The organism is Sphingomonas phyllosphaerae (assembly GCF_036946485.1).
GTDB lineage: Bacteria > Pseudomonadota > Alphaproteobacteria > Sphingomonadales > Sphingomonadaceae > Sphingomonas > Sphingomonas phyllosphaerae_E.
Map to the genome: position 1 here is coordinate 85,394 of NZ_JAQIJA010000001.1, position 25,413 is coordinate 110,806.

Sequence of the window (25,413 nt, forward strand, 5' to 3'; positions counted from 1 at the left end):
AGGAGAATGTGCGCGTGACCGCCCATCGTCGACCGACCGCGGTCATCGCCCGTCGCGACCTGCTGCGCTGGAGCGCCGGAGTTTCCGCGCTCGCTTTCCTGCCCGCCGCCGCCAGCGTGCCGATCTATCGCGACCCGCGTGCGCCGGTCGACCTGCGCGTCCGCGACCTGCTGGGGCGGATGACGCTGGACGAGAAGGTCGCGCAGCTGATCACGCTGTCGACCACCAAACGCGACGTGATGGACGAGGCGCGCGCGTTCGCGCCGGGCAAGGCCGACAGCGCCTATCCGCACGGCATTGGGCAGATCGCGCGGCCGTCGGATCGCGGCGGGGCGGCGACCGCCAACAATACCGGGACCGATGTGACCGGACGGTGGCGCAAGCCCGCCGACACGATCGCGTTCGTCAATGCCGCGCAGGACTGGGCGAAGCGGACCCCGCTGGGCATCCCGATCCTGTTCCACGAGGAATCGCTGCACGGCTATATGGCGCCGGGTGCGACCAGCTTTCCGCAGGCGATCGCGCTGGCGGGTTCGTTCGACCGCGCGCTGATGCAGCGCGTCCAGTCGGTGATCGGGCGCGAAGTGCGCGCACACGGCACGACGCTGGCGCTGTCGCCGGTGGTGGACATCGCGCGCGACCCGCGCTGGGGTCGGATCGAGGAGACGTTCGGCGAGGATCCTTATCTGTGCGGCGAGATGGGCGTCGCAGCGGTCCGGGGCCTGCAGGGGAACGGGAAAGAGCTTGGGCCGGGCAAGGTCCACGCCACGCTGAAGCATATGACCGGGCATGGCCAACCGCAGGCGGGCAACAATGTCGCGCCCGCGCAGCTGGGCGAACGCGAATTGCGCGAGAGCTATTTCCCGCCGTTCCGCAAGGTGGTCGAGCAGACCGGGATCGCGGCGGTGATGCCGTCGTATAACGAGATCGACGGCGTGCCGAGCCATGCGAACCATTGGTTGCTGGGCAAGATCCTGCGCGGCGAATGGGGCTTCGACGGCGCGGTGGTCAGCGACTACGCCGCGATCCCCGAGCTGGACTATTTCCACCATGTCGCGGCTTCCAAGGAGGGGGCGGCGAAGCTGGCGCTGGAGGCGGGGGTCGATTGCGATCTGCCGGACGGCGTCGCCTATCGGACGCTCGCCGATCAGGTGCGGGCCGGGGCGGTGCCGGTGGCGGCGATCGATCTGGCATGCGCGCGGATGCTGACGATGAAGTTCCGCGCGGGTCTGTTCGAGGAGGCGACCGTCGACGCGCGCGCCGCCGCGAAGCTGACCGCGAATGCGGAGGCGCTGGCACTGGCGCGCGAGGCGGCGGGCAAGTCGATCGCGCTGCTGGTCAATGACGGGACGCTGCCGCTGACGCCGGGTGCGCAGAAGCGGGTGGCGGTGATCGGGCCGAATGCGGCGGTGCCGCGGCTGGGCGGCTATTCGTCGCTCCCGACCGATCCGGTGTCGCTGCTCGCCGGGGTGCGCGCGAAGCTGGAGGGGCGCGCGGAGGTGGTCCATGCGCAGGGCGTGTTCATCACGCAGAGCGAGGATCGCTCCGCCAACGAGGTGCTGCTCGCCGACCCGGCGCGCAACCGGCAGTTGATCGCCGAGGCGGTCGAGGTCGCCAAAAGCGCCGACGTGATCCTGCTCGCGATCGGCGATACCGAGCAGACCAGCCGCGAGGGCTATGCCAAGACGCATCTCGGCGATCGCACCGACCTCGATCTGCTCGGCGAACAGAACGAGCTGTTCCGCGCGATGAAGGCGACCGGCAAGCCGGTGGTGGTCGTCGCGATCAACGGGCGGCCGCCGTCATGGCCGACCGTCGTGGCGGGCGCGAATGCGCTGGTCGAATGCTGGTATGCCGGGCAGCAGGGCGGGCACGCGGTCGCCGACGTGCTGTTCGGTGACGTCAATCCGGGCGCCAAGCTGCCGGTGACGGTGGTGCGCGACGTCGGGCAGGTGCCCTTCTATTACAACCACAAGCCCTCGGCGCGGCGCGGCTATCTGTTCGACGACGATCAGCCGTTGTTCCCGTTCGGCTTCGGGCTGAGCTACACGACCTTCACCCTGTCGCCGCCGCGGCTGTCCGCGCCGCGCATCGCGACCGCCGGGCAGGTGGTGGTCGAGGTCGATGTCGCGAACACCGGGCAGCGCGCGGGCGACGAAGTGGTGCAGCTCTATGTCCGCGATCAGGTGTCGTCGGTGGCGCGCCCGGTCAAGGAATTGAAGGAGTTCGCACGCGTCTCGCTCGCGCCGGGCGAGCGGAAGACCGTGCGCTTCACGCTCGGCCCCGAGGCGTTCCGGATGTGGGACGAGGACATGCGCGAGGTGGTCGAGCCGGGCCGCTTCGATATCATGACCGGCCCCAACAGCCGCGACGTGCAGACCGTCACGCTCGACATCGCCTGAGAGAGACCATGCCGATCATCACCGATGCCCGCGTCATCATCACCTGTCCGGGGCGCAATCTCGTCACGCTCAAGATCACCTGCGACGACGGCACGACCGGCGTCGGCGATGCGACGCTCAACGGCCGCGAGCTGGCGGTCGCCGCGTATCTTTCCGAGCATGTCGTGCCGTGCCTGATCGGGCGCGACGCGCACCGGATCGAGGACATCTGGCAATATCTCTACAAGGGCGCGTATTGGCGGCGCGGGCCGGTGACGATGACCGCGATCGCAGCGGTCGACGTGGCGCTGTGGGACATCAAGGGCAAGCTGGCCGGATTGCCGGTTTACCAGTTGCTGGGTGGCGCGAGCCGCGAGGCGTGCATGGTCTATGCACACGCCAACGGCACGACGATCGAGGACACGATCAACGTCGCGCTGGCCGAGCGCGACAAGGGCTACAAGGCGATCCGGCTGCAATGCGGGGTGCCGGGGCTCGCCTCCACCTATGGCGTCGCCAAGCCGGGGCAACGCTACGAGCCCGCCGATGCCGCGCTGCCGAGCGAGTCGGTGTGGTCGACCGAGAAGTATTTGCGCGTCGTGCCCGAATTGTTCGCGGCGGCGCGCGACGCACTGGGGCCGGACGTACATTTGCTCCACGACGTCCACCACCGGCTGACCCCGATCGAGGCCGGGCGGCTGGGGCGTGATCTGGAGCCGTACCGTCCGTTCTGGATCGAGGACCCGACCCCGGCGGAGAATCAGGACGCGTTCCGGCTGATCCGCCATCACACCACGACGCCGATCGCGGTCGGCGAGGTGTTCAATTCGATCTGGGACTGCAAGGCGCTGATCGAGCAGCAGTCGATCGACTATGTCCGCGCGACGATCGTCCATGCCGGCGGGATCACGCATTTGCGTCGGGTCGCTGCGCTCGCCGATCTGTATCAGGTGCGGACCGGCTGCCACGGCGCGACCGACCTGTCGCCGGTGACGATGGCCGCGGCGCTGCACTTCGGGCTGTCGGTGCCGAACTTCGGGGTGCAGGAGCATATGCCGCACACCGCCGAGACCGATGCGGTGTTCCCGCATGGCTATCGCTTCGAGGACGGCATGATGCACCCGGGCGATGCGCCGGGGCTGGGGGTCGACGTGGATGAAGAGCTGGCGGCGGGGTATGAATACAAGCGCGCGTACCTGCCGGTGAACCGGCTGGAGGATGGCACGCTGTGGAGCTGGTGAGGGTGACGCCAGCGCCGACTTTGTGGAGGCGAACAAGCTCCACCTCCGTTCGCCCTGAGGAGAGGCTGAGCTTGTCGAAGCCTCGTCTCGAAGGGCACGCGCGGGGCGGTGCTTCGAGACGGCATTTCGACAAGCTCAATGCCTCCTCAGCACGAACGGTTTGGAGAAAAGCGCGAGACGGCAGGTGAGGGAAATAGACAGCTTATGAGCGACTTCACCCACATCGCGCAGCACGCGCCCGAGACCGCCGCGCACGAGGTGCCGCGACCGAAAGGCCGCATCCGCTGGATCATCTGCGCGCTGTTGTTCGCGGCGGTGGTGCTGTCGTATGTCGACCGGCTGGTGCTGGGCGTGCTCAAGCCGCAGCTCACCGAACTCTACAACTGGACCAACACCGGCTACGGCGACGTCACCGGTTATTTTCAGGTCTTCTACGGAATTGGCTTCCTGATCTTCGGGTGGCTGATCGACCGGATCGGGCCGAAATACGGCTATCTGCTCGCGATGGGGAGCTGGACGCTCGGCCATTTCGCGCAGACATTGGTCACCTCGACGACCGGCTTCGTGATCGCGCGCATCCCCCTCGCGTTCGGCGAGGCGGGGACTTATCCTTCTGCCTTGGCGGCGGCATCGCAATGGTTCCCCAAGAAGGAACGTGCGCTCGCGATCGGGATCTTCAACGCCGGGGCGAATGTCGGCGCGGTGGTCACGCCGCTGCTGATCGGGTTCATCGTCGCCGGATTGCTGCTCGACTGGCGCTGGGCGTTCATCATCACCGGATTGTTCAACCTGGTGTGGCTGTTCGCGTGGTGGCGGCTGTATCACAAGCCCGCCGAGCATCCGCGGCTGACAATCGAGGAACGCGCCTGGATCGAGACCGAGCCGGCGGTCGATCAGGGCCGCGCCGGCTTCCTGCGCGTGCTGCGGCATCGCGAGGCATGGGCCTATATGGCGGGGCGCTTCCTGATCGATCCGGTGTGGTGGACGTTCCTGTTCTGGCTGCCGGACTTCTTCAACAAGCAATATGGCTATGATCTGAAGAGCTTCGGTCCGCCGCTCGTCGCGATCTACATCCTCGCCGATCTCGGCGCGATCGCGGGCGGCTGGTATTCGTCGCATCTGCTCAAGCGCGGCGTGGCGACCGGACGCGCGCGCAAGCGGGCGATGTTCGCCTGCGCCCTGTTTGCGCTACCCGTGATGTTCGCGGGGCAGGCGAGCAATATCTGGATCGCGGTGACGCTGATCGGGCTGGCGTGCGCGGCGCATCAGGGGTTCTCGACCAATTTGTTCGCGTTGCCGGGCGACCAGTTCCCGCGCTTCGCACAGGGGACGCTGATCGGGTTGGGCGGGTTCGCGGGCGCCGTCGGCGGGTTCATCGCGTCCAAGTCGCTTGGGTTGCTGCTGGACACGGTCGGGAGTTACGGGCCGTTCTTCGTGGCGTGCGGCGTGGCGTATCTGGTCGCGTTGCTGGTCTTCCACCTGCTCAACCCGCGCTACCGCGACGTTCGTCTGACGCAGGCCGGTTGACGGATGCGGACAAGTTCTTGATACCGCTATCAACACCACGCGGCCATGGTCTCGGATCAGGTGCGACCGGCATGAACGGTCAGGGAGAGGAAAGATGTCGATCACCACGCCCGGCCCGCTGCACGCCGCTCTTGACGTCTTTCCTCTGCTGCCGCCCGGCATCAGCCCGATTTCCTGATTGCGTTAGGCGCGCCGTTTTTCTCCCCTTTATTCGGCGCGTCGCCTCTCGGGGCCGGTCTCTTCGCGAGCCCGGCCCTTCTTTCTTTTCGGAGCGACCATGCGATCCTCTCTCGTGCTTGCCGCCGCGCTGCTTAGCCTTTCCGCCACCCCCGCCGCGGCGCGCGCCTGTAGCTGGCAAGCGGCCTGGGCCTCGGCGCAGATGACGCCGCAGGGCGAGAATGTCCTCCCCGCCAATGCGCTGCGCGATGCGACGCTGCGGCAGGTGGTGCGGCCGTCGATCGGCGGTGCGCGGGTGCGGGTGCGCTTTTCGAACGCTTATGGCCGCGCGCCGCTGCACGTCGCCGCCGCGAGCATCGCGCGCTCGGCGGATCTCGCCAGCGCACGGGTGACCCCGGGCAGCGTGCGGGCGCTGTCGTTCGGCGGCGCCCGCGAGGTGATCGTGCCGCCGGGCGCGGAATGGTGGAGCGATGCGGTGGCGCTGCCGATCACGGCCTTCGACGATCTGGCGGTGTCGGCCTATTTTCCGGTCGCGCCGGACGGGCAGACCTCGCACCCCGGGTCGCGCGCGACGTCGTGGATCGCGAAGGGCGAGGCGACCGGCGCGGCCGATCTGACCGGGGCGACCAAGACCGATCACTGGTTCCAGCTCTCCGGCATCGAGGTCGAGCGCTGCGCCGCGCCGAACGGGGTGGTCGCGTTCGGCGATTCGATCACCGATGGGTACGGCGTGAAGCCGAACACCAATGCGCGCTGGACCGATGTCCTCGCGCGGCGACTGGGCGGCAAGGCGGCGGTGCTCAACCTCGGGATCGGCGGCAACCGCGTGTTGCTCGACGGGTTGGGGCCGAACGCGATGGCGCGCTTCGATCGCGACGTGCTGGGGCAGGCGGGGGCGAAGCATCTGATCGTGCTGGAGGGCGTCAACGATATCGGCGTGCTGACCGGCGAACAGCCCGCGACCCCGGAGGCGCATCGCGCGCTGGTGGCGGGGGTGACGGGCGCCTATGCGCAGATGGTGGCGCGCGCGCACGCCAAGGGGATGACGGTGCATCTCGCGACGATCATGCCGTTTGCCACCAATGCTTATTACCACCCCGGCGCGGCGAGCGAGGCCGACCGGCAGGCGATCAACGCGTGGATCCGGACGCCGGGCAACGCCGATCGCGTGATCGACTTCGACCGGCTGATGCGCGATCCGGCGCGGCCCGACCGCTTGTTGCCCGCCTATGACAGCGGCGACGGGCTGCATCCGAGCATCGCCGGCTATCGCGCGATGGCGGAAGGAATTTCGCTGGCGTCGCTGCGCTGAGCGATGCTATTTGTCCGACTATATACCTGACTCGTTCTGGAGCCCGCCTGCATGACCGCCCCCCACGATCCGACGAAGCTGCGCAGCCGTGCGTGGTTCGACAATCCGGCGAACATCGACATGACGGCGCTGTATCTGGAGCGCTATCTGAACTTCGGTCTGACGCTGGAGGAGCTGCGCTCGGGCAAGCCGATCATCGGCATCGCGCAGACCGGCTCGGACCTGTCGCCCTGCAACCGCCACCATCTGGTGCTGGCGGAGCGGGTGCGCGAGGGCGTGCGCGAGATGGGCGGGATCGTGCTGGAATTCCCGGTGCATCCGATCCAGGAAACCGGCAAGCGCCCGACCGCCGGGCTCGACCGCAATCTGGCGTATCTCGGGCTGGTCGAGGTGCTGTACGGCTATCCGCTCGACGGCGTGGTGCTGACGATCGGCTGCGACAAGACCACCCCGGCCTGCCTGATGGCGGCGGCGACGGTCAACATCCCGGCGATTGCGCTGTCGGTCGGTCCCATGCTCAACGGCTGGCACAAGGGCGAGCGGACCGGCTCGGGGACGATCGTCTGGAAGGCGCGGCAGTTGCTCGCGGCGGGCGAGATCGACGATGCCGAGTTCATCCGGCTGGTGGCGTCGTCGGCGCCATCGACCGGCTATTGCAACACGATGGGCACCGCGACGACGATGAACTCGCTGGCGGAAGCGCTCGGCATGTCGCTGCCCGGCTCGGCGGCGATCCCGGCACCGTATCGCGACCGGCAGGAGGTCGCGTACCTCACCGGCAAGCGGATCGTCGAGATGGTCGCCGAGGATCTCAAGCCCTCGGACATCCTGACCAAGGATGCGTTCCACAACGCGATCAAGGTCAACTCCGCGATCGGCGGATCTACCAACGCGCCGATCCATTTGGCCGCGCTGGCGCGTCACATCGGCGTCGAGCTGCCGATCAAGGATTGGGAGGAGCAGGGCCACAAGGTGCCGCTGCTCGTCAACCTGCAACCGGCCGGCGAGTATCTGGGCGAGGATTATTACCGCGCGGGCGGGGTGCCGGCGGTGGTCAACCAGTTGATGGAACAGGGGCTGATCGCCGAGGACGCGCTGACCGTCAACGGCAAGACCATGGGCGACAATTGCCGTGGCGTCGCGATCGAGGACGAGAAGGTCATCCGTCCGTATGACGCGCCGCTCAAGGAAGAGGCCGGGTTCATCGTGCTGTCGGGCAATCTGTTCGACGCGGCGGTGATGAAGACCAGCGTGATCTCGCCTGAGTTCCGCGACCGTTACCTGTCGAACCCCGACGATCCCGAGGCGTTCGAGGGCCCGGCGGTGGTGTTCGACGGGCCGGAGGATTATCACGCGCGCATCGACGATCCGGCGACCGGGATCACGCCCGAGACGCTGCTGTTCATGCGCGGCGCAGGGCCGATCGGCTATCCGGGGGCGGCCGAGGTCGTCAACATGCGCCCGCCGGCCTATCTGATCACCGAGGGCGTCCATGCCTTGCCGTGCATCGGCGATGGTCGGCAGTCGGGGACGAGCGGGTCGCCGTCGATCCTCAACGCCTCGCCCGAGGCGGCGGCGATGGGGGGCCTCGCGCTGCTTCAGACCGGTGACCGGGTGCGGGTCGATCTGGGCAAGGGGACGGCCAACGTGCTGATCTCCGACGCGGAACTGGCCGAGCGGCGCGCGGCGCTGGAGGCGGCGGGGGGGCTATGCGTACCCGGCCTCGCAGACGCCGTGGCAGGAGATCCAGCGCGCGGTGGTCGGGCAGATGAGCACCGGCGCGATCCTCGAGGGCTCCGAGAAGTACCAGCGCATCGCGCAGACGAAGGGACTGCCGCGCGACAACCACTGACGGATCGGTACACGCGGCGGCGCGGAGGGTCTTCTCTCCGCGCCTTTTTTGTTCGCGCAGAGCACGCAGAGGACGCAGAGCGGTTGCGCCATAGGCACGGCTCCCGTCCGCCACCGGGATGATGGTGGTTGCTGCCGCGGAATGTGACACAGCGCACCGCCTCTCCGCGTCCTTTGCGTGCTCTGCGCGAACTCAAGATTTCTCACGCGGAGGCGCGGAGGCGCGGAGGGCTGCTCGGGGAGTCTCTCCCGGCTGCGCCAGCAGCCTCTCATATCCTTGTGAGGAGCTGCACGATGCGTAGCCCACGACCTCTCTGCGCCTCTGCGTCTCTGCGCGCATAAAACTGCTGCACGCGCCGCCGCGAGGACGCCGGACAAGTGGCACGGTGTCGCCTGCTGGACAGCTTCATGTTCGCGGCTGCGCGCGGATTGATCGCGCGCAGAGACGCGGAGGCGCAGAGAGGGCGCGTTTGCCGCGCCCGCCGGACATCATTTCCGTCATTGCGAGCGGAGCGAAGCAATCCAGGGCGTCCTGATCCGGCTCTGGATTGCTTTGCTGCGCTCGCAATGACGGATCCGCCTTCGTTGTTGAACATGCCTGCGGCGCTGGGCGGAGCACCTCCGCGCCTCCGCGTGGAAAAAAAAGGGGCGGCCCCGCGAGGCCGCCCTTTCCGCTTCACATCAACCCGCGAACCTTACCGCGGCGACGCCTCGCGCTTGCCGTCGATGCGGCGGGCGATGCCCCACGGGTTGGCGTCCGAGACCGCGTCCGGCAGCAGTCCGGCGGGCAGGTTCTGGAGGCTGACGGGGCGCAGGAAGCGATAGATCGCCCCCGTGCCCACCGAGGTGGTGCGGCCGTCGCTGGTCGCCGGGAACGGGCCGCCATGGACCATCGCCGGAGCGACCTCGACGCCGGTCGGCCAGCCGTTGACGAGGATGCGGCCGACGCGGTCGGCGAGTACCGGGATCAGCCCCTTGGCGTCGCCCTCGTCCTCGGCATCGATCTGGAGCGTCGCGGTGAGCTGGCCTTCGAGGCTGGCGATCACCTTCTTCAACTCGGCGAGATCGCGGCACGCGACGACGATCGACGACGAGCCGAACACCTCATGCCCGAGCGCGCGATCGGCGAGGAACGCCTCGGCGTCGGTGCGGAACAGCGCGCCGACCGCCTGGTTGACGCCCTCGCCGACCTTGCCGCGCGCGACGGTGGTGACCGCCGCATGCGAGGCGAGCGCCTCGACGCCCTTTTCGAAGCTGGCGTGGATGCCGGGGGTGAGCATCGTGCTCGGCGCGCTCTCCGTCAGCGCCTGACCGGCCGCTTCGACAAACGCGTCGAGCGCCGGGCCGGCGATCGCGAGCACGAGGCCGGGGTTGGTGCAGAACTGGCCCGCGCCCATCGTCAGCGACTGGACATAGGCCGGGGCGAGCGCCGCGCCGCGTGCTTCGAGCGCGTGCGGCATAAGGACGACCGGATTGATCGCCGACATCTCGGCATAGACCGGGATCGGCTCGTCACGCTCGGCGGCGATCTTCATCAGCGCCATGCCGCCGCCGCGCGAGCCGGTGAAGCCGACCGCCTTGATGCGCGGATCGCGGACGATTGCGCCGCCCAGCTCGTTGGTCTCGCCGGGCAGATAGGAGAAGACGCCGGCCGGGAGCCCGGCCTTCTCGACCGCCTTGGCGATCGCACGCGCAACCAGCTCGCCGGTGCCGGGGTGCGCCGGATGGCCCTTGACGACCACCGGGCAGCCCGCCGCGAGCGCCGAGGCGGTGTCGCCGCCCGCGACCGAGAAGGCGAGCGGGAAGTTCGACGCGCCGAACACCGCGACGGGTCCGAGCGCGACGTTCATGCGGCGCAGGTCGGGGCGTGGCAGCGGCTGGCGGTCGGGAAGCGCGGGGTCGATCGTCGCGTCCAGCCAGTCGCCCTGACGGACGACCTGCGCGAACAGCTTGAGCTGGCCGACCGTCCGGCCGCGCTCACCCTCGAGGCGCGCGCGCGGCAGGCCGCTTTCCTGCATCGCGCGGACGATCAGCTCGTCGCCGAGCGCGAGGATCTCGTCGGTGATGCCCTCGAGGAACGCGGCGCGGGTTTCGGGATCGGTCGCGCTGTAGGTCGGGAACGCCTCGGCGGCGAGCGCGGCGGCGGCGTCGACCGCATCGGGGCCGGCGGAGGAGAAGTCGGGCGTCAGCGTCTCGCCGGTCGACGGATCGACCGAGGTGAACCGCTTGTCAGCCTGACGCGCCTCGGCGCCGATGAGCATCGCTCCGTCGATCATGATCGTCCTCGTGATGGGAATTAGTCGGACATTAATTAGGCGGCAGGGGGTGGATTCGCAACCCTGCGGCTGGGTGAGCGGGCTCGGTATCATCAAGCCCCTCTCCCTCGGGGGAGGGGTTGGGGTGAGAAAGTCTTGGCGCTGGTCTCGGTGAGACACGGCCCCACCCCTAGCCCCTCCCCTGAAGGGGAGAGAGAATTTTCGTGTCACCCAGTTCCATTCACCGTGATCCCCGCGGAGGCGGGGATCCAGATGCTCTGCGGTCGCGCCTCTATCGACGGACCTGCGCGTCTGGATTCCCGCCTTCGCGAGACCTCCGCGGAAGTGCGGGCCATATCCTTCGTAAGCCGTTCCCCGGCGGAGGCCGGGGTCCAGTTGGGAAGGTGTTTCGGTTAGCTACAAGCCTCTCCCAACTGGGCCCCGGCCTTCGCCGGGGAACAGAAGACGGGTTTCGCAGAGGTCTCGCCTGCGCGGGAATGACGATTTGAGGATCAGATGAAGCGGTTGACGATATTCTCGATCCGCTCCTGACGGCCCGAGCGCGGGCGCGGGTTGACGTCGGCGCTCTCCGCCAGATCGGCGATCCCGGCGAGGTCGAGCGACGACACCTTCTGCCCGAACTCGGCGTCCCAGCCCGCGTAACGCTCCTTTTTGATCGCATCGAGGCGACCGTCCTCGATCAGCGCCGCAGCGTTGAGCAGGCCCTTCGCGACGACGTCGATTCCGCCGACATGGCCGTAGAACAGATCGACCGCGTCCATCGACTGACGGCGCACCTTGGCGTCGAAATTGAAGCCGCCAGTGGTGAAGCCGCCGGCGCGGAGAATCTCGAGCATCGCGAGCGTCAGTTCCTCAACCGAGTTCGGGAATTGGTCGGTGTCCCAGCCGTTCTGGTGATCGCCGCGGTTGGCGTCGATCGACCCGAAGATGCCGAGCGCGCCGGCCATCGCGATCTCATGTTCGAAGGTGTGACCAGCCAGCGTGGCGTGGTTCGCCTCGATGTTGACCTTGACCTCGTTCTCCAGCCCGTACTTCTTGAGGAAGCCGTACACGGTGGCGGTGTCGAAGTCGTACTGGTGCTTGGTCGGCTCGTGCGGCTTAGGCTCGATCAGGATCGTGCCGTCGAAGCCGATCTTGTGCTTGTGCTCGACGACCAGCGTCAGGAAGCGGCCGAGATTGTCCAGCTCGCGCTTCAGGTCGGTGTTGGCGAGCGTCTCGTAGCCCTCGCGGCCGCCCCACAGCACATAGTTGCTGCCGCCGAGGCGGTGCGTTGCCTCCAGCGCGTCGCGGACCTGCATGGCGCCGAACGCATAGACCTCCGGGTCCGGGTTGGTCGCGCCGCCGGCGGCGAAGCGCGGGTTGCCGAAAAGATTCGCGGTGCCCCACAGCAGCTTGCGGCCCGACGACGCCTGGAGCTTCTCGAGATGGTCGACCGCCTCGCCGAAGAAGCGGCGGTGCTCGGCGACGCTGTTGGCGTCGGCCATCACGTCGACATCGTGGAAGCAGTAATAGGGCACGTCGAGCTTGGTGAAGAAGTCGAACGCCACCTCACGCTTCTGCGCCGCCGCGGCGCTGTCGTTCGCGCCGGCATGCCACGGGCGGTTGAAGGTGCCGCCGCCGAACACGTCCGAACCCGGCCAGCAGAAGGTGTGCCAGAAGCAGGCGGCGAAGCGGAGGTGGTCCTCCATGCGCTTGCCGAGCACGACCCGATCCTTGTCGTAATAACGATAGGCGAGTTCGTTGGTGGTTTCCGGCCCCTCATATTTGATCTGGGGGATGTCGGCGAAGAAGTCGGTGCTCACGGGCGTGCTCCTTTAGGGCTTGATGCGGGGATAGGCGGCGCGGAAGGCGGCGCGCTTGGGGGCGAGCCGGTCGACCAGCGTCGGGTCGGGGGTGATGACGTGGCTGATCGGCGGGGCGACGCAGACGTCGGCGGGGATGCCGCCGTCGACCGCGAGCTGCGCGAGGCGCGCCGCGCCCATCGCCGGGCCGACCTCGCCGCCCTTGAGATAGGCGAGTTCGACCTCCAGCGCGGCGGCGAGCGTCTCGCCCCAATAACGCGAGCGCGCGCCGCCGCCGATCACCGACAGGCGTTCGACGGTGGTGCCGGACTCGCGCAGCACGCGGACGCCGTCGGCGAGCGCGAAGGAGACGCCTTCGAGGACGGCCTGCGCCAGCCGCTCGGGGGTGCTGTCGTGATCGAGCCCGAGGAAGCCGCCGCGGACCTGCGCGTCATTGTGCGGGGTGCGCTCGCCGGAGAGATAGGGGAGGAACAGTTCGGGGCCGCTCGCCGGGCCGGCGATCTCGGCGCGCGCGAACACGTCGGCCGCGGCCGCCGCCCCGATCAGCCGCGCGACCCAGTCGACGCAGACCGCCGCCGACAGATGCACCGCCATCTGGTGCCACATACCCGGGATGCAGTGGCAAAAGGCATGGACCGCCGCCGCCGGGTTGGCGCGCAGCGTGTCGGTGGCGACGAAGATCACCCCGGATGTACCGAGCGACAGCAAGGCGTCGCCGTCGCGGACGACGCCGATGCCGGCCGCGCCCGCGGCATTGTCGCCGCCGCCGCCCGCGACCGGGACGGCGTCCATCCCCCAGCTGTCGGCGATTTCCTGACGGAGCGTGCCGGTGACGTCGCTGCCCTCGACCGCGCGCGGCATCTGCGCGTGGGTGAGCCCGGTCGCGGCGAGCAGTTCGTCGCTCCAGTCGCGCTTCGCGACGTCGAGCCACAAGGTGCCGGCGGCGTCGGACACGTCGGACGCCTTCTCGCCGGTCATGATGAGCCGGACGTGATCCTTGGGGAGAAGGACGGTGCGGATCGCCGCGAAGGTCTCGGGTTCGTGATGCCTGACCCACAGCAGCTTGGGCGCGGTGAAGCCGGGCATCGCGATGTTCGCGGCGATGTCACGCAGCGCAGGGACGGCGCGCTCCAGCTCCTCGCATTCGGCAAACGAGCGGCCGTCATTCCACAAGATCGCGGGGCGCAACGGACGGTCGTCAGCGCCGAGCAGCGTCGCGCCGTGCATCTGGCCGGCGATGCCGACGCCGCGCACTGCACGCCGCACGTCGGCAGGGAGCGCGCGCACCGCGGCGTCGGTCGCCTGCCACCAGGCGTCCGGGTCCTGTTCGGACCAGAGCGGGTGCGGGCGCTGGACGGTCAGCGCGGCGGTGGCCTGTGCGGCGATCGTGCCGTCACGGTCGATCACCACCGCCTTCACGCCCGAGGTGCCGATGTCGATGCCGAGGAACATGGGGGTCTTTCAAGATGAGTGCCCCGGCGAAGGCCGGGGCCCAGTGTCGGAGGTCGCGGGGAAGGCGGCTGCGTTTCCCGACTGGACCCCGGCCTTCGCCGGGGCACAGGCATCACTTCACGAAGGGATCGATCGTCTGGATCGTGCCGTCGGGATTGTACTTCAACTCGGTCATTTTGACGTTGCGCAGCCGCGTCTGTCCCGACAGCTGCGTGTCGGCGTAGAACAGCCACCATTTGCCCTTCCACTCGACGATCGAATGGTGCGTCGTCCAGCCCTCGACCGGCTGGAGGATGCGGCCCTTGTAGGTGAACGGGCCATAAGGCGAGTCGCCGATCGCATAGACGAGGTAATGCGTGTCGCCGGTCGAATAGCTGAAGTAATATTTGCCCTTGTACTTATGCATCCACGAAGCCTCGAAGAAGCGGCGGTCGTGGTCGCCGCCGAGCAGCGGCTTGCCCTTTTCGTCGAGGATCACGACGTCGCGCGGCTTGCCGGCGAACGTCTTCATGTCGGCGGCCATCGGCGCCACCTTCGGGGTCAGCGCGGGCTTGTCGTCGGCGCCGAGATCGGTCTTCGAGCCGTTCGGATCGTATGTGCCGGTGGTGTTGCGCTGGAGCTGCCCACCCCAGATTCCGCCGAAATACATATAGCTCTTGCCATCGTCGTCGGTGAACACCGCCGGATCGATCGAGAAGCTGCCCGCGATCGGCTGCGGATCGGCCTTGAACGGGCCGACCGGCGATTTCGAGGTGGCGACGCCGATCCGGAACGCGCCCTGCCGGTCCTTGGCGGGGAAGTAGAGGAAGTAGGTGTCGTTCTTATAGGCGGCGTCGGGCGCCCACATCTGCTTTTCGGCCCAGGGCACGTCCTTGACGTCGAGCGCGACCGGGTGCGCGGTCACCTTGCCGCCGGGTTCGTCCATGCTGAGCACGCGGTAGTCGCGCATCTCAAAATGGCCGCCGAGATCGTCTTCTTTCGCCGAGCCGTCGATGTCGTGGCTGGGATAGACGTAGAGCTTGCCGTCGAAGACGTGAGCCGAGGGATCGGCGGTGTAGAAATCGGTGATCAAAGGCTGCGACAGATAGCGGCGGCCGTCCTTGGCGCGCGGTGCGTCGGTGGCGGCGCCATTGGCGGTGGTCGCATTGTCGGCGGTCGTCGTCCGGTCACCACAGGCGGCGAGCGGCAGCGCGGCGAGCAGCGGCAACAGATAGGCACGGGTCGGGCGACGCATCGTCTCGGGCTCCTCTCAGGTCCATGTCACAGGTCTACGCCTGTGCTTTCATTAGGAGTTAGCGCTACCATCTCCACCACGCAACCGTTTTCGCGTCAGAGCCCTTCACCCCCGACCCATTGGGCATTTGCGAGCCGCCGGGCGAGCGTCCAATTCTGTTGCCGGATGTCGGGAACGGCGACGACTTCCCACAAGCCGCCCCGCGTCATCGGCCCGATCGCGTAGAATTGTTCGGCGACGGTGCCGTCCGCTTCCACGACGCGCGATTGGGCATCGACCTCCAGCCCGATGCGCAGCGGATCGGGGCGAATCATGCCTCGCGCCAGCAGATCGTGGAGCAGGGGCTCGGCGGAGCGGAGCAGGTCGCCCTGCGGCCCGGTGCAATTGACCACGCGCGCGGCCCGCAGGCGGCGGACCGCTCCACCGCCCCGCGGACGCCAGTCGAGGAGCGCGTGCGCGCCATCGGCGGTGGCGGCGATCAGCTTGCCCGCCGTCACCTCCAGCCGCCCGGCGGCGAGCAACGCGTCGATGCGGTCGGCGACCGCCGGGGCGAGGCGGTGGCGGTGCACATCCCACCACGGCCGCAGGTGGCGAAGGAAGCGCGCGCGGGTCGCGGCATCGGCGGCGCCCCACATCATCTGCGTGACCGGACGCAGCTCGTCGACCGCCGCGCGCCAGCCGATCGCCGCGCTGCGAATGCGGACGTGGCGGAGCAGCGCCGACAGCGTCGCGGCGGGGCGCTCGGCAAGGCCGGGTTGCGGCGGCAGATCGGCATGGCGGCGCGGCGCGAGCCCGCGCCGCGACAGTGCGACGATCCGCCCGCAAAACCCGCTCGAATCGAGCAGCAGCGCGGCATCGACCGCGGTCAGCCCGGAGCCGAGCAGCACGACAATATCGTCTTCGCGCAGCCCCTCCGCGATGTCGCCCGCCCATGGATCGCCGCGATAGCAGCCCGGCGGCAAAGCGTCGGGCGCGAGCCCCGGCGGCGTGTGCGGCGGCAGGTTGCCGAGCGCGAGCACGGCGGCATCGGCGCGCAGCGTGCCGCCGCCGGCCAGCGTCGCGCCATAGCCTTCGCCATCGCGGACAATCGCGCGCACCTCGTCCTCGATCAGCGTGAGGCGCTGCGGATGCGCGGCGACCGCCTGTTCCAGCATCTCGCGCAGATAGCGGCCATAGACGCGACGCGGCACGAAGGTGGTGCGATCGCCCAGGTCGTTGTGCGTCAGCCAGCGGACGAAATGATCGGGATCGTCGGGCAGCGCGCTCATATTGCCGGCGCGGACGTTGAGCAGATGCTCCTCGTGCGCGGCGCTATAGGCGACGCCGCGCCCCAGCTGCGCGGGACGACGCTCGATCAGCGTGGCGCGCGGCCCGTCATGGCGCAGCAGGTTGATGGCGAGCAGCGCGCCCGAAAAGCCGCCGCCGACGATCGCGACATGGCGGATCATTGCCGGCCTGCACCGAACGAGAAACGGTTCGACGCTATCATCCCGATCGCCCCTGTGCCATGCCGCCCCATATGACGACATTGCGCCTATCGAATGAACCGCGTGCCCTGGGCAAGAGCGGGATCATGGTTTCGCCGATCGCCTGGGGCATGTGGCGGCTGGCGGGTGATGACATCGCCGCGGTGCGCGCGCTGATCGATGCGGCGCTGGCGGCGGGGATCACGCTGTTCGACACCGCCGACATCTATGGTTGCGACGTGCCCGCCGGCTTCGGATCGGCGGAGGCGCTGTTCGGGCGCGCGCTGGCCGAGGATCGCGGCCTGCGCGACCGGATGGTGATCGCGACCAAGGGCGGGATCAGGCCCGGCATCCCGTACAATTCCAGCCGCGACTATCTCGCCGATGCGCTCGACGATTCGCTGCGGCGAATGGGGGTGGAGGTGGTCGACCTGTACCAGATCCACCGCCGCGACCTGTTGACCCATCCGCAGGAAGTGGCCGCTGCGCTGGACGCGATGGTGACCAGCGGCAAGGTGCGCGCGATCGGCGTCTCGAACCATTCGCCCGCCGAATTCGACGCGTTGCAGGCGTTTCTCGGCCAGCCGATCGTCGCCACCCAGCCGGAATTTTCCGCGCTGCACGTCGCGCCGCTGTTCGACGGGACGCTCGACCATGCGATGACGCGTGACCTTGCGGTGCTCGCATGGTCGCCGCTCGGCGGTGGCCGGCTGACCGACGGCGCGCATCCGTCCGGGGCGTTGCTCGGCCAACAGGGCGCGGCGTTCGGCGTCGATGCCGCCACCGCCGCGCTGGCCTGGGTCATGGCGCATCCGGCGCGGATCATCCCGATCGTCGGGTCGCAGAACGCGCGGCGGATCGCGGCGGCCGCCGACGTCTTCCGGGTCGAATGGACGCGGTCGCAATGGTATGCGGTGCTCGAAGCGGGGATGGGAAGCAGGCTGCCCTAGCTTGCTTCGCGGCGTGGTATCGCTAACAGGAGCGGCGAAAAGCCGCAGGCGACAGGATCGGAGAGGATGGCGGACGTGTTGATGACGCAGGCGATGCGCTGGTTCGGGCCGCGCGATCCGGTGCCGCTGGCGCATATCCGTCAGGCCGGCGCGACCGACGTCGTCACCGCGCTTCACCACATCCCCAACGGCGTCGTCTGGCCACGCGAGGAAATCGCCGCGCATCGCGCGATGATCGAGGCCGCCGGACTCCGCTGGACGACGGTCGAAAGCGTGCCGGTGCATGAGGCGATCAAGACCGCCGGGCCTGAGCGCGATCGGCTGATCAACCATTATATCACCACGCTGCGGAACCTGGCGGCGGAGGGCATCACCACCGTCACCTACAACTTCATGCCGCTGCTCGACTGGACGCGCACGGATCTCGCGTGGGAGCTGCCCGATGGCGCGCGCGCGTTGCGCTTCGAGCTGGATGCGGTCGCGGTCTATGACCTGCACCTGCTAAAGCGCCCGGGCGCGGAGGCGGACTATGCGCCCGACACGATCGAGCGCGCCGCGCGGCGCTTCGCCGCGATGGACGACGAGGCGAAGCTGCGGCTGGAGCGGACGATCATCGCCGGGCTGCCGGGCAGCGAGGAGAGCTTCACCTCCGCGCAATTCCTCGACGCGATTCATGGCTATGCGCAGACGGGCGCGGACGAGCTGCGCGCCAACCACCACGCCTTCATGGCGGCGATCTGCCCGGTCGCCGAGGAACTGGGCATCCGCATGGTCGTCCACCCCGACGATCCGCCGTTCGCGATCTTCGGCCTGCCGCGCGTCGTCAGCACCGAGGCGGACGTGACCGCGCTGTTCGCGGCGGTGCCGAGCGCCGCCAACGGCCTGTGTTTCTGCACCGGATCGTTCGGGGTGCGCGCCGACAACGATCTTCCCGGCATGGTCCGACGGCTGGGGACGCGGATCGGCTTCCTCCACCTGCGCAGCGTCCAGCGCGAGCCCGACGGCGCCTTCCACGAGGCCGCGCATCTGGAAGGCAGCGGCGACCTGACCGCGGTGATGGCCGAGGTGGTGGCGCTGCAACGCCGCGAGGGACGCTCGATCGTGATGCGCCCCGACCACGGCCATCAGATGATCGACGATCTGAGCAAGGTGACCAACCCCGGCTATTCGCTGCTCGGGCGGATGCGCGGGCTGGCGGAGCTGCGCGGTTTGGAGCGCGGCCTCGCCTTCATGGGAGCGAACTGACGATGACCCGACCGCTCGAACTCCACCCCGACCGGCTGTTCCCCGCCGATCCGACGACCCGTGACATCGCGCGGACGCTCTATGCCGAGATCGGCGCGCTGCCGATCGTCAGCCCGCACGGCCATACCGACCCGACGTGGTTCGCGACCGACGCCAATTGGGAAAATGCGACCACGCTGCTGCTCGCCCCCGACCATTATGTGTTCCGGATGCTCTATTCGCAGGGCGTCGCGCTCGACGATCTGCGCATCCCGCATCGCGGCGGCGTGCCCGCCACCGACCCGCGCGCGGCGTGGAAGCTGTTCGCGTCGCACTACGACCTGTTCCGCGGCACGCCGTCGCGGCTGTGGCTCGACCATGTCTTTGCCGAGGTGTTCGGGTTCGACGTGCGGCTGGATGCCGATACCGCCGACCTGTATTTCGACACGATCAACGAGCGGCTGGCGGGCGACGATTTCCGTCCGCGCGCGCTGTTCGACCGCTTCCGCATCGACTTCCTCGCCACCACCGAGGGCGCGCACGACAGCCTCGACGCGCATCACGCGATCCGCGCCTCGGGCTGGAACGGCCGGGTCGTCACCACCTATCGCCCCGACGGCGTGATCGACGTCGAGCACGAGCAGTTCGCGGGCGCGATGGAGAAATTCGCGGCGCTGACCGGCGAGGACGTCCATCGCTGGTCGGGCTATCTGGCCGCGCACCGCAAGCGCCGCGCCGACTTCCGCGCCGCCGGGGCGACCGCCACCGACCACGGCCATGCCACCGCGCAGACCGCCAACCTGTCGACCGCCGACTGCGAGGCGCTGTTCGCGAGGATCGTCGGCGGAACGTGGGACGCCGCCGATGCCGAGCTGTTCCGCGCGCAGATGCTCACCGAAATGGCGAAGATGAGCGTCGAGGACGGGATGGTGATGCAAATCCACCCCGGCTCGTATCGCAACCACAATGCCGGGCTGTTCGCCAGCCACGGCCGCGACAAGGGCGCCGACATTCCGGTGCGCACCGAATATACCCGCGCGCTGCAACCGATGCTCGACGTGGTCGGCAACGAGCGCGATCTGACGATCATCCTCTTCACGCTCGACGAGAGCGTCTATGCGCGCGAGCTGGCGCCGATGGCGGGCCATTATCCGTGCCTCAAGCTGGGGCCGGCGTGGTGGTTCCACGATTCGCCCGAGGGAATGCGTCGCTATCGCGAGCTGACCACCGAAACCGCCGGCTTCTACAACACGGTCGGCTTCAACGACGATACCCGCGCGTTCCTGTCGATCCCGGCGCGGCACGATGTCGCGCGCCGCGTCGATTGCGCGTTCCTCGCGCGGCTGGTCGCCGAGCATCGCATCGAGGATTGGGAAGCGGTCGAACTGGCGCATGAGCTGACCGACGGGCTGGTGCGCAAGGCGTACAAGCTGTGAGGCTCTCCGACGCGACCCGCGCATTGCTGCCGGGCGATGTCGCGCAGCCCGGCTATGCGTGCACCGAACAGGCGCGCGGGATCGTGCATCTCGGCATCGGCGCGTTTCACCGCGCGCATCAGGCGGTCTATACCGACGATGCGATGGCGGCGGGCGACCGCGACTGGGCGATCACCGGCGTGTCGCTGCGCTCGCGCGGGGTCTACGATCAGCTCGCGCCGCAGGACGGGCTCTATACGGTCGCGACCCGCGATGCGGAGGGCGAGCGGCTGCGGCTGATCGGGGCGGTGCGAGAGGTGCTGGTCGCGCCCGACTCGCCCGACGCGGTGGCGGCGGCGCTGGCCGCGTCCGCGACGCGCATCGTGACGCTGACCGTCACCGAGAAGGGCTATCACCGGCTGCCCGGCGGCGGGATCGACACCGGCTCGGTCGAGGCGGCGGGCGGCACGATCTACCATTATCTGTCGCAGGCGGTGCGCGATCGGCACGCCGCGGGTGCCGGGCCAATGACGCTCGTCAGCTGCGACAACATGACCGACAACGGCCATGTGCTGCGCGATGGCGTGGCGGCGCTGCTCGACGGCGCGGCACGCGACTGGTTCGAGCGGGAGTGGGCGTGCCCGTCCACGATGGTCGACCGGATCGTCCCCGCGACGACCGCCGCCGATCTCGATGGCATCGCGGCGCGGCTCGGTCAGCGCGACGAGGGCGCGGTGGTGACCGAGCCGTTCCGGCAATGGGTGATCGAGGATCGCTTCGCCACCGATCGCCCGCGCTGGGACGTCGGCGGTGCGCAGTTCGTCGCCGACGTGCGCCCCTATGAGGCCGCCAAGCTGCGGATGCTCAACGGCGCGCATTCGGCGCTCGCCTATCTCGGGCTCGGCGCGGGGCACGACTATGTGCATCAGGCGATCGCCGACCCGGCGGTGCGCCCGGTGGTCGAGCGGTTGATGCGCGACGAGGCCGCCGCCAGCCTCGACGCCGCGCCGGGGCAGGATTTGCGCGCTTATGCCGATGCACTGCTGGCGCGCTTCGCCAATCCGTCGCTCGAACACCGGCTGGCGCAGATCGCCACCGACGGGTCGCAGAAGGTCGGGCCGCGCTGGCTGGAGGCGCTGACGGTCAATCGTGCGCGCGGGGTCGAAACGTCGGCGACGCTCACCGCGCTGGCGGCGTGGCTGCGGCATCTGCGCGGGCAGGCCGGGCCGATCAACGATCCGATGGCGGACGAGCTGGCCGCACTGTGGCGCGCGAACGATGCGCGCGGGATGGTCGATGCACTGTTCGGCACCGAGGGCAAGTTTGCCGCGCGCTGGCAGGCTGATGAGGCCGCGCGGGCGACGCTGGCGAATCTGGTGGAGCGGGGTTGATGGGCAAGTTCCTGGCGTTCGGCGAGATCATGCTTCGCCTGTCGCCGCCGGGGCGCGAACTGCTGATGCAGACGCCGCGCTTCGACGTATGGGTGGCGGGCGCGGAGGCGAACGTCGTCACGCAACTCGCCAAGCTGGGCCATGACGTCGGGATCGCCAGCCGTGTGCCCGACAACGATCTGGGGCAGAGCGCGATCACGACCTTGCGCGGCCATGGCGTGGACGTGCGGCACCTGCAGACCGGCGGCGAGCGGATGGGGCTGTATTTCGTGACCTCGGGCGCGGGGATGCGCGCCACCGAGGTGATCTACGACCGCGCCGGATCATCGTTCGCCGAGGCGCCGGCGGATGCGTGGGACTGGGACGCGATTCTCGACGGGGTGACGCGGCTGCATCTGTCGGGGATCACCCCGGCGCTGGGTCCGGTGCCCGCCGAAAGCGCGTGTCGAGCGGCCGAGGCGGCGACGGCGCGCGGGGTCGCGGTGTCGTTCGACGGCAATTGGCGCGGCAAATTGTGGGCGCGCTGGGACAGCGATCCGCGCGCGATCCTGACGCGGATCGTCGAACATGCCGATCTGATGTTCGGCAACCACCGCGACATCGCGCTGCTGCTGGGGCGCGACGATTTCGGCGGCGAGGGCGAGGATCGGCGGCGCGCGGCGGCGGAGGCGGCATTCGCGCGCTTCCCGAAGCTGATGACGATCGCCTCGACCGCGCGGCATGTCGAGCATGTCGATCTCAACCGGCTGTCGGCGCGGATCGACACGCGCGACGACCATGCGCAGACGCCAGAAACGGTGCTGGCGGGGATCGTCGACCGGATCGGCGGCGGCGATGCGTTCGCGGCCGGGGTGCTGCACGCGTTGCTGAACGGACAGGGGATTGCGGCGGCGGCGGAGACCGGGCTGGCGCTGGCGGCGCTCAAGCATTCGTTGCCCGGGGATGCGGCGTTGTTCCGGCAGGGGGATGTGGAGGCGTTTCTCGCCGGCGGGCTGGACGTGCGGCGGTAGGGTTGGCGGCGTGATCCGGGGTGACGCTATAGAGGCTGACGCGACACCGCCCCACACACCGTCGCCCCTGCGCAGGCAGGGGCCTATCGCTGTGTCGTCGTGCGCGGCGGCCGACATATGGGCGGCGCTAACTGTGTCAGATGCCCGATCAGGACGAGACAGACATGGGCCCCTGCCTGCGCAGGGGCGACGGCGTGTGACGATGCGGCGTCCAAAGCTACGCCCCTCCCAACAGGCGACGAACCTACCGCCCGATCAACGCCTCGGCGCGGCCGACCTCGTGCGCGGCGACCTGATGCGTCACGCGCAGGAACAGCCGTTGCGCCTGCCGCCACGCGTTCGTCTCGCGGGTGACGTGGCGGTTGCGGTGGCTGGCGATCAGCCGGCTGCCCCAGCTTTCGACCGCCGATTCAATCTCGCCCGCATCACCCTGCGGTGAGATCACGATCGACGGGAAGGGCAGCGGCGCGGTCGGGGAGGCAAACAGGTCGGTGTCGCCGTCGCGCGTCACCTCCGCCCCGCGCGGCGCGAACAGCAACGCGCCGGCGATTTTCGACACATAATCGCTCGGCGACAGTCGGCCCCACCACGCGCTCGCCGCGCAGCCGATCCCGTCGGCGACCAGCAGCACCGGGCGATCCGCCGCGCACACCGCCTGATCGACGCGCGCCGCCCAGATCTTGCGCTCGGCGCGCGAGCGGGCGGCGATCGGGATCGTGCGCGGATCGTTGGCGGGCCAGCCGAACATCGTCCGCCACGTCGGCTCGCGCTGCCGCGCGTCCGAGATCGCGACGATCGAGAAAGGGGCAAAGCGGTCGTTGGCGGCGATGGCGAACATGGCTGTGGCTCCCGGGTGGCGCGGACCGTTGTCGTGGCTGAGGGCCGCGATGGTACGCGAGTTCGGCGGGTTGGGGAGTCTAATTGGCCTTTTGCGCGGTGAGGCTGGGGTTTGTCGGGGTGAGGTGAGGGGGGCTGGCCATGCGACTGGAGCCAACACCTATAGCCCGTCGCCCCGGACTTGATCCGGGGCCCCGCTTCTCCTTGGCCGACAAAGAAGAAGCGGGATCCCGGATCAAGTCCGGGATGACGGTATGGAAAAAAGGGCGCCTTCCGCTTGGGAAGGCGCCCTTTTCTTGGTCGCGGCAGCGACGCGGCGGAGCCGCCCTTCGACTGCCTGCCAAGGCAGGCGCTCAGGACAGGCTTCGTCGGTCCTCGCCTGCGGCGAGGCCGGCCGACAGCGCGTGTGCGGCGGAGCCGCACCGGCTGCTGGCACGGCAGCCTTACGCGCTATAGTACATATCGAACTCGACCGGGCTCGGGGTCATTTCCCAGCGCGCCACGTCCGCCCACTTCAGTTCGACATAGGCCTCGATCTGGTCCTTGGTGAACACGTCGCCCTTCAGCAGGAAGTCATGGTCGGCCAGCAGCGACTCGAGCGCTTCACGCAGCGACGCGCAGACCGTCGGCACTTCCGCCAGCTCGGCCGGCGGCAGGTCGTACAGGTTCTTGTCCATCGCCTCGCCCGGATGGATCTTGTTCTGGATGCCGTCCAGACCCGCCATCAGCAGCGCCGCATAAGCGAGATACGGATTGGCCATCGCGTCCGGGAAGCGGACCTCGACGCGCTTGCTCTTCGGCCCGGTGCCGTACGGGATACGGCACGAGGCCGAGCGGTTGCGCGCCGAATAGGCGAGCAGTACCGGCGCTTCGTAACCCGGCACCAGCCGCTTGTAGCTGTTGGTGGTCGGGTTGGTGAAGGCGTTGATCGCCTTGGCGTGCTTGATGATCCCGCCGATGAAATACAGGCAGGTGTCGCTCAGCCCGGCATAGCCGTTGCCCGCGAACAAAGGCTCCTTGCCGTTCCAGATCGAGAAGTGCGTGTGCATTCCCGAGCCGTTATCTTCCTTGATCGGCTTCGGCATGAACGTCGCCGACTTGCCATAGGCGTGCGCGACCTGGTGCACGACATATTTGTAGATCTGCATCCGGTCGGCGGTGGTGGTCAGCGTCCCGAAGGTCAGCCCCAGCTCGTGCTGCGCGGCGGCGACCTCGTGGTGGTGCTTGTCGCACGGCAGGCCCATCTCGAGCATCGTCGAAACCATCTCGCCGCGGATGTCGACCGCCGAGTCGACCGGGGCGACCGGGAAGTAGCCGCCCTTGGCGCGCGGACGGTGCGCGAGGTTGCCGCCCTCATATTCGCGGCCGGTGTTGGTCGGCAGCTCGATGTCGTCGATCTTGAAGTACGACTGGTTGTACGACGTGTCGAAACGGACGTCGTCGAACATGAAGAATTCGGCTTCCGGCCCGACATAGACGGTGTCGCCGATCCCGGTGGTGGCGACATAGGCCTCGGCGCGCTTCGCGGTGGTGCGCGGGTCGCGGCTATAGCCCTCGCCGGTCGACGGCTCGACGATGTCGCAGAACACGATCAGCATCGGGGTGGCCGAGAACGGATCGGTGTAGACGGCGTCGAGATCCGGCTTCAGGATCATGTCCGACTCGTTGATCGCTTTCCAGCCCTCGATCGAGCTGCCGTCGAACATCAGGCCGTCGGTCCATTCGTCCTCGCCCATCACCGAGGCGACCATGGTCAGGTGCTGCCACTTGCCCTTGGGATCGGTGAAGCGCAGGTCGATCCACTCGATCTCCTCGTCCTTGATCTTCTTCAGAACGTCTGCGGCCGTGTTCGCCATGATGTTGCTCT

Annotated in this window: 16 protein-coding genes and 1 pseudogene; 10 read left to right on the top strand and 7 right to left on the bottom strand. The window is 68.6% G+C overall.

Translation table 11 applies throughout. The features are described 5' to 3' along the window. The first annotated feature begins 14 nt into the window (after positions 1-14). From PGN16_RS00415 to PGN16_RS00435, 5 genes and pseudogenes are all read left to right on the top strand, one after another. Positions 15-2,402 carry a glycoside hydrolase family 3 N-terminal domain-containing protein gene (locus PGN16_RS00415; protein ID WP_443019554.1) on the top strand — a complete coding sequence of 796 codons (2,388 nt, stop codon included), beginning with the start codon at positions 15-17 and terminating at the stop codon, positions 2,400-2,402. A gap of 8 nt (positions 2,403-2,410) precedes the next feature. Continuing rightward, a complete protein-coding gene (gene manD / locus PGN16_RS00420) occupies positions 2,411-3,622 on the top strand; it encodes a D-mannonate dehydratase ManD (protein ID WP_335307454.1) in 1,212 nt (403 codons plus the stop codon). Positions 3,623-3,826: 204 nt separating this feature from the next. Continuing rightward, entirely contained in the window at positions 3,827-5,149 is a 1,323-nt protein-coding gene (locus PGN16_RS00425; protein ID WP_335307455.1) for an MFS transporter, read from the top strand. 277 nt (positions 5,150-5,426) lie between these two features. Further along, the gene (locus tag PGN16_RS00430; protein WP_335307456.1) at positions 5,427-6,638 is read left to right on the top strand and encodes an SGNH/GDSL hydrolase family protein; all 1,212 of its coding nucleotides are present in this window, start codon (positions 5,427-5,429) and stop codon (positions 6,636-6,638) included. 51 nt (positions 6,639-6,689) lie between these two features. After that, a pseudogene (locus tag PGN16_RS00435) lies at positions 6,690-8,490 on the top strand (IlvD/Edd family dehydratase). A 694-nt stretch (positions 8,491-9,184) separates the two neighbouring features. On the opposite strand, the gene PGN16_RS00440 reads toward PGN16_RS00435, so the two are convergent. The 5 genes from PGN16_RS00440 to PGN16_RS00460 all read right to left on the bottom strand — a co-directional run bounded on the left by PGN16_RS00440 (position 9,185) and on the right by PGN16_RS00460 (position 16,701). After that, the gene (locus PGN16_RS00440) at positions 9,185-10,765 is read right to left on the bottom strand and encodes an aldehyde dehydrogenase (NADP(+)) (RefSeq protein WP_335307457.1); all 1,581 of its coding nucleotides are present in this window, start codon (positions 10,763-10,765) and stop codon (positions 9,185-9,187) included. Positions 10,766-11,256: 491 nt separating this feature from the next. Further along, positions 11,257-12,567 (bottom strand): xylose isomerase, encoded by a 1,311-nt coding sequence (gene xylA, locus PGN16_RS00445; RefSeq protein ID WP_335307458.1) that lies wholly within the window; start codon positions 12,565-12,567, stop codon positions 11,257-11,259. A gap of 12 nt (positions 12,568-12,579) precedes the next feature. Beyond that, complete coding sequence (gene xylB, locus PGN16_RS00450; RefSeq protein ID WP_335307459.1) at positions 12,580-14,019, bottom strand: xylulokinase; 1,440 nt, start codon at positions 14,017-14,019, stop codon at positions 12,580-12,582. A gap of 112 nt (positions 14,020-14,131) precedes the next feature. Beyond that, positions 14,132-15,253, bottom strand: a complete 1,122-nt coding sequence (locus tag PGN16_RS00455; RefSeq protein WP_335307460.1) for a glycoside hydrolase family 43 protein — start codon at positions 15,251-15,253, stop codon at positions 14,132-14,134. Positions 15,254-15,348: 95 nt separating this feature from the next. Then, positions 15,349-16,701 (bottom strand): FAD/NAD(P)-binding protein, encoded by a 1,353-nt coding sequence (locus tag PGN16_RS00460; RefSeq protein WP_335307461.1) that lies wholly within the window; start codon positions 16,699-16,701, stop codon positions 15,349-15,351. 71 nt (positions 16,702-16,772) lie between these two features. Here PGN16_RS00460 and PGN16_RS00465 point away from each other — a divergent pair, with 71 nt between their 5' ends. The 5 genes from PGN16_RS00465 to PGN16_RS00485 all read left to right on the top strand — a co-directional run bounded on the left by PGN16_RS00465 (position 16,773) and on the right by PGN16_RS00485 (position 22,709). Then, the gene (locus PGN16_RS00465; protein WP_335307462.1) at positions 16,773-17,669 is read left to right on the top strand and encodes an aldo/keto reductase; all 897 of its coding nucleotides are present in this window, start codon (positions 16,773-16,775) and stop codon (positions 17,667-17,669) included. A gap of 66 nt (positions 17,670-17,735) precedes the next feature. Continuing rightward, entirely contained in the window at positions 17,736-18,914 is a 1,179-nt protein-coding gene (uxuA, locus tag PGN16_RS00470) for a mannonate dehydratase (protein ID WP_335307463.1), read from the top strand. 2 nt (positions 18,915-18,916) lie between these two features. Continuing rightward, positions 18,917-20,329: a glucuronate isomerase gene (gene uxaC, locus PGN16_RS00475; protein WP_335307464.1), complete on the top strand. Its 1,413-nt coding sequence runs from the start codon at positions 18,917-18,919 to the stop codon at positions 20,327-20,329. Then, positions 20,326-21,699, top strand: a complete 1,374-nt coding sequence (locus tag PGN16_RS00480; RefSeq protein ID WP_335307465.1) for a mannitol dehydrogenase family protein — start codon at positions 20,326-20,328, stop codon at positions 21,697-21,699. Before uxaC ends, PGN16_RS00480 begins: the two co-directional genes overlap by 4 nt. Beyond that, on the top strand, positions 21,699-22,709 hold the full coding sequence (locus PGN16_RS00485) for a sugar kinase (protein ID WP_335307466.1): 1,011 nt from the start codon (positions 21,699-21,701) through the stop codon (positions 22,707-22,709). The genes PGN16_RS00480 and PGN16_RS00485 overlap by 1 nt, the downstream gene beginning before the upstream one ends. Positions 22,710-22,953: 244 nt before the next feature. Here the strand turns inward: PGN16_RS00485 and PGN16_RS00490 are convergent, their stop codons facing one another. Next, positions 22,954-23,547: an alpha/beta hydrolase gene (locus tag PGN16_RS00490; RefSeq protein ID WP_335307467.1), complete on the bottom strand. Its 594-nt coding sequence runs from the start codon at positions 23,545-23,547 to the stop codon at positions 22,954-22,956. Positions 23,548-23,989: 442 nt separating this feature from the next. Further along, positions 23,990-25,402 carry a type I glutamate--ammonia ligase gene (glnA, locus tag PGN16_RS00495; RefSeq protein ID WP_335307468.1) on the bottom strand — a complete coding sequence of 471 codons (1,413 nt, stop codon included), beginning with the start codon at positions 25,400-25,402 and terminating at the stop codon, positions 23,990-23,992. Positions 25,403-25,413 lie beyond the last annotated feature (11 nt).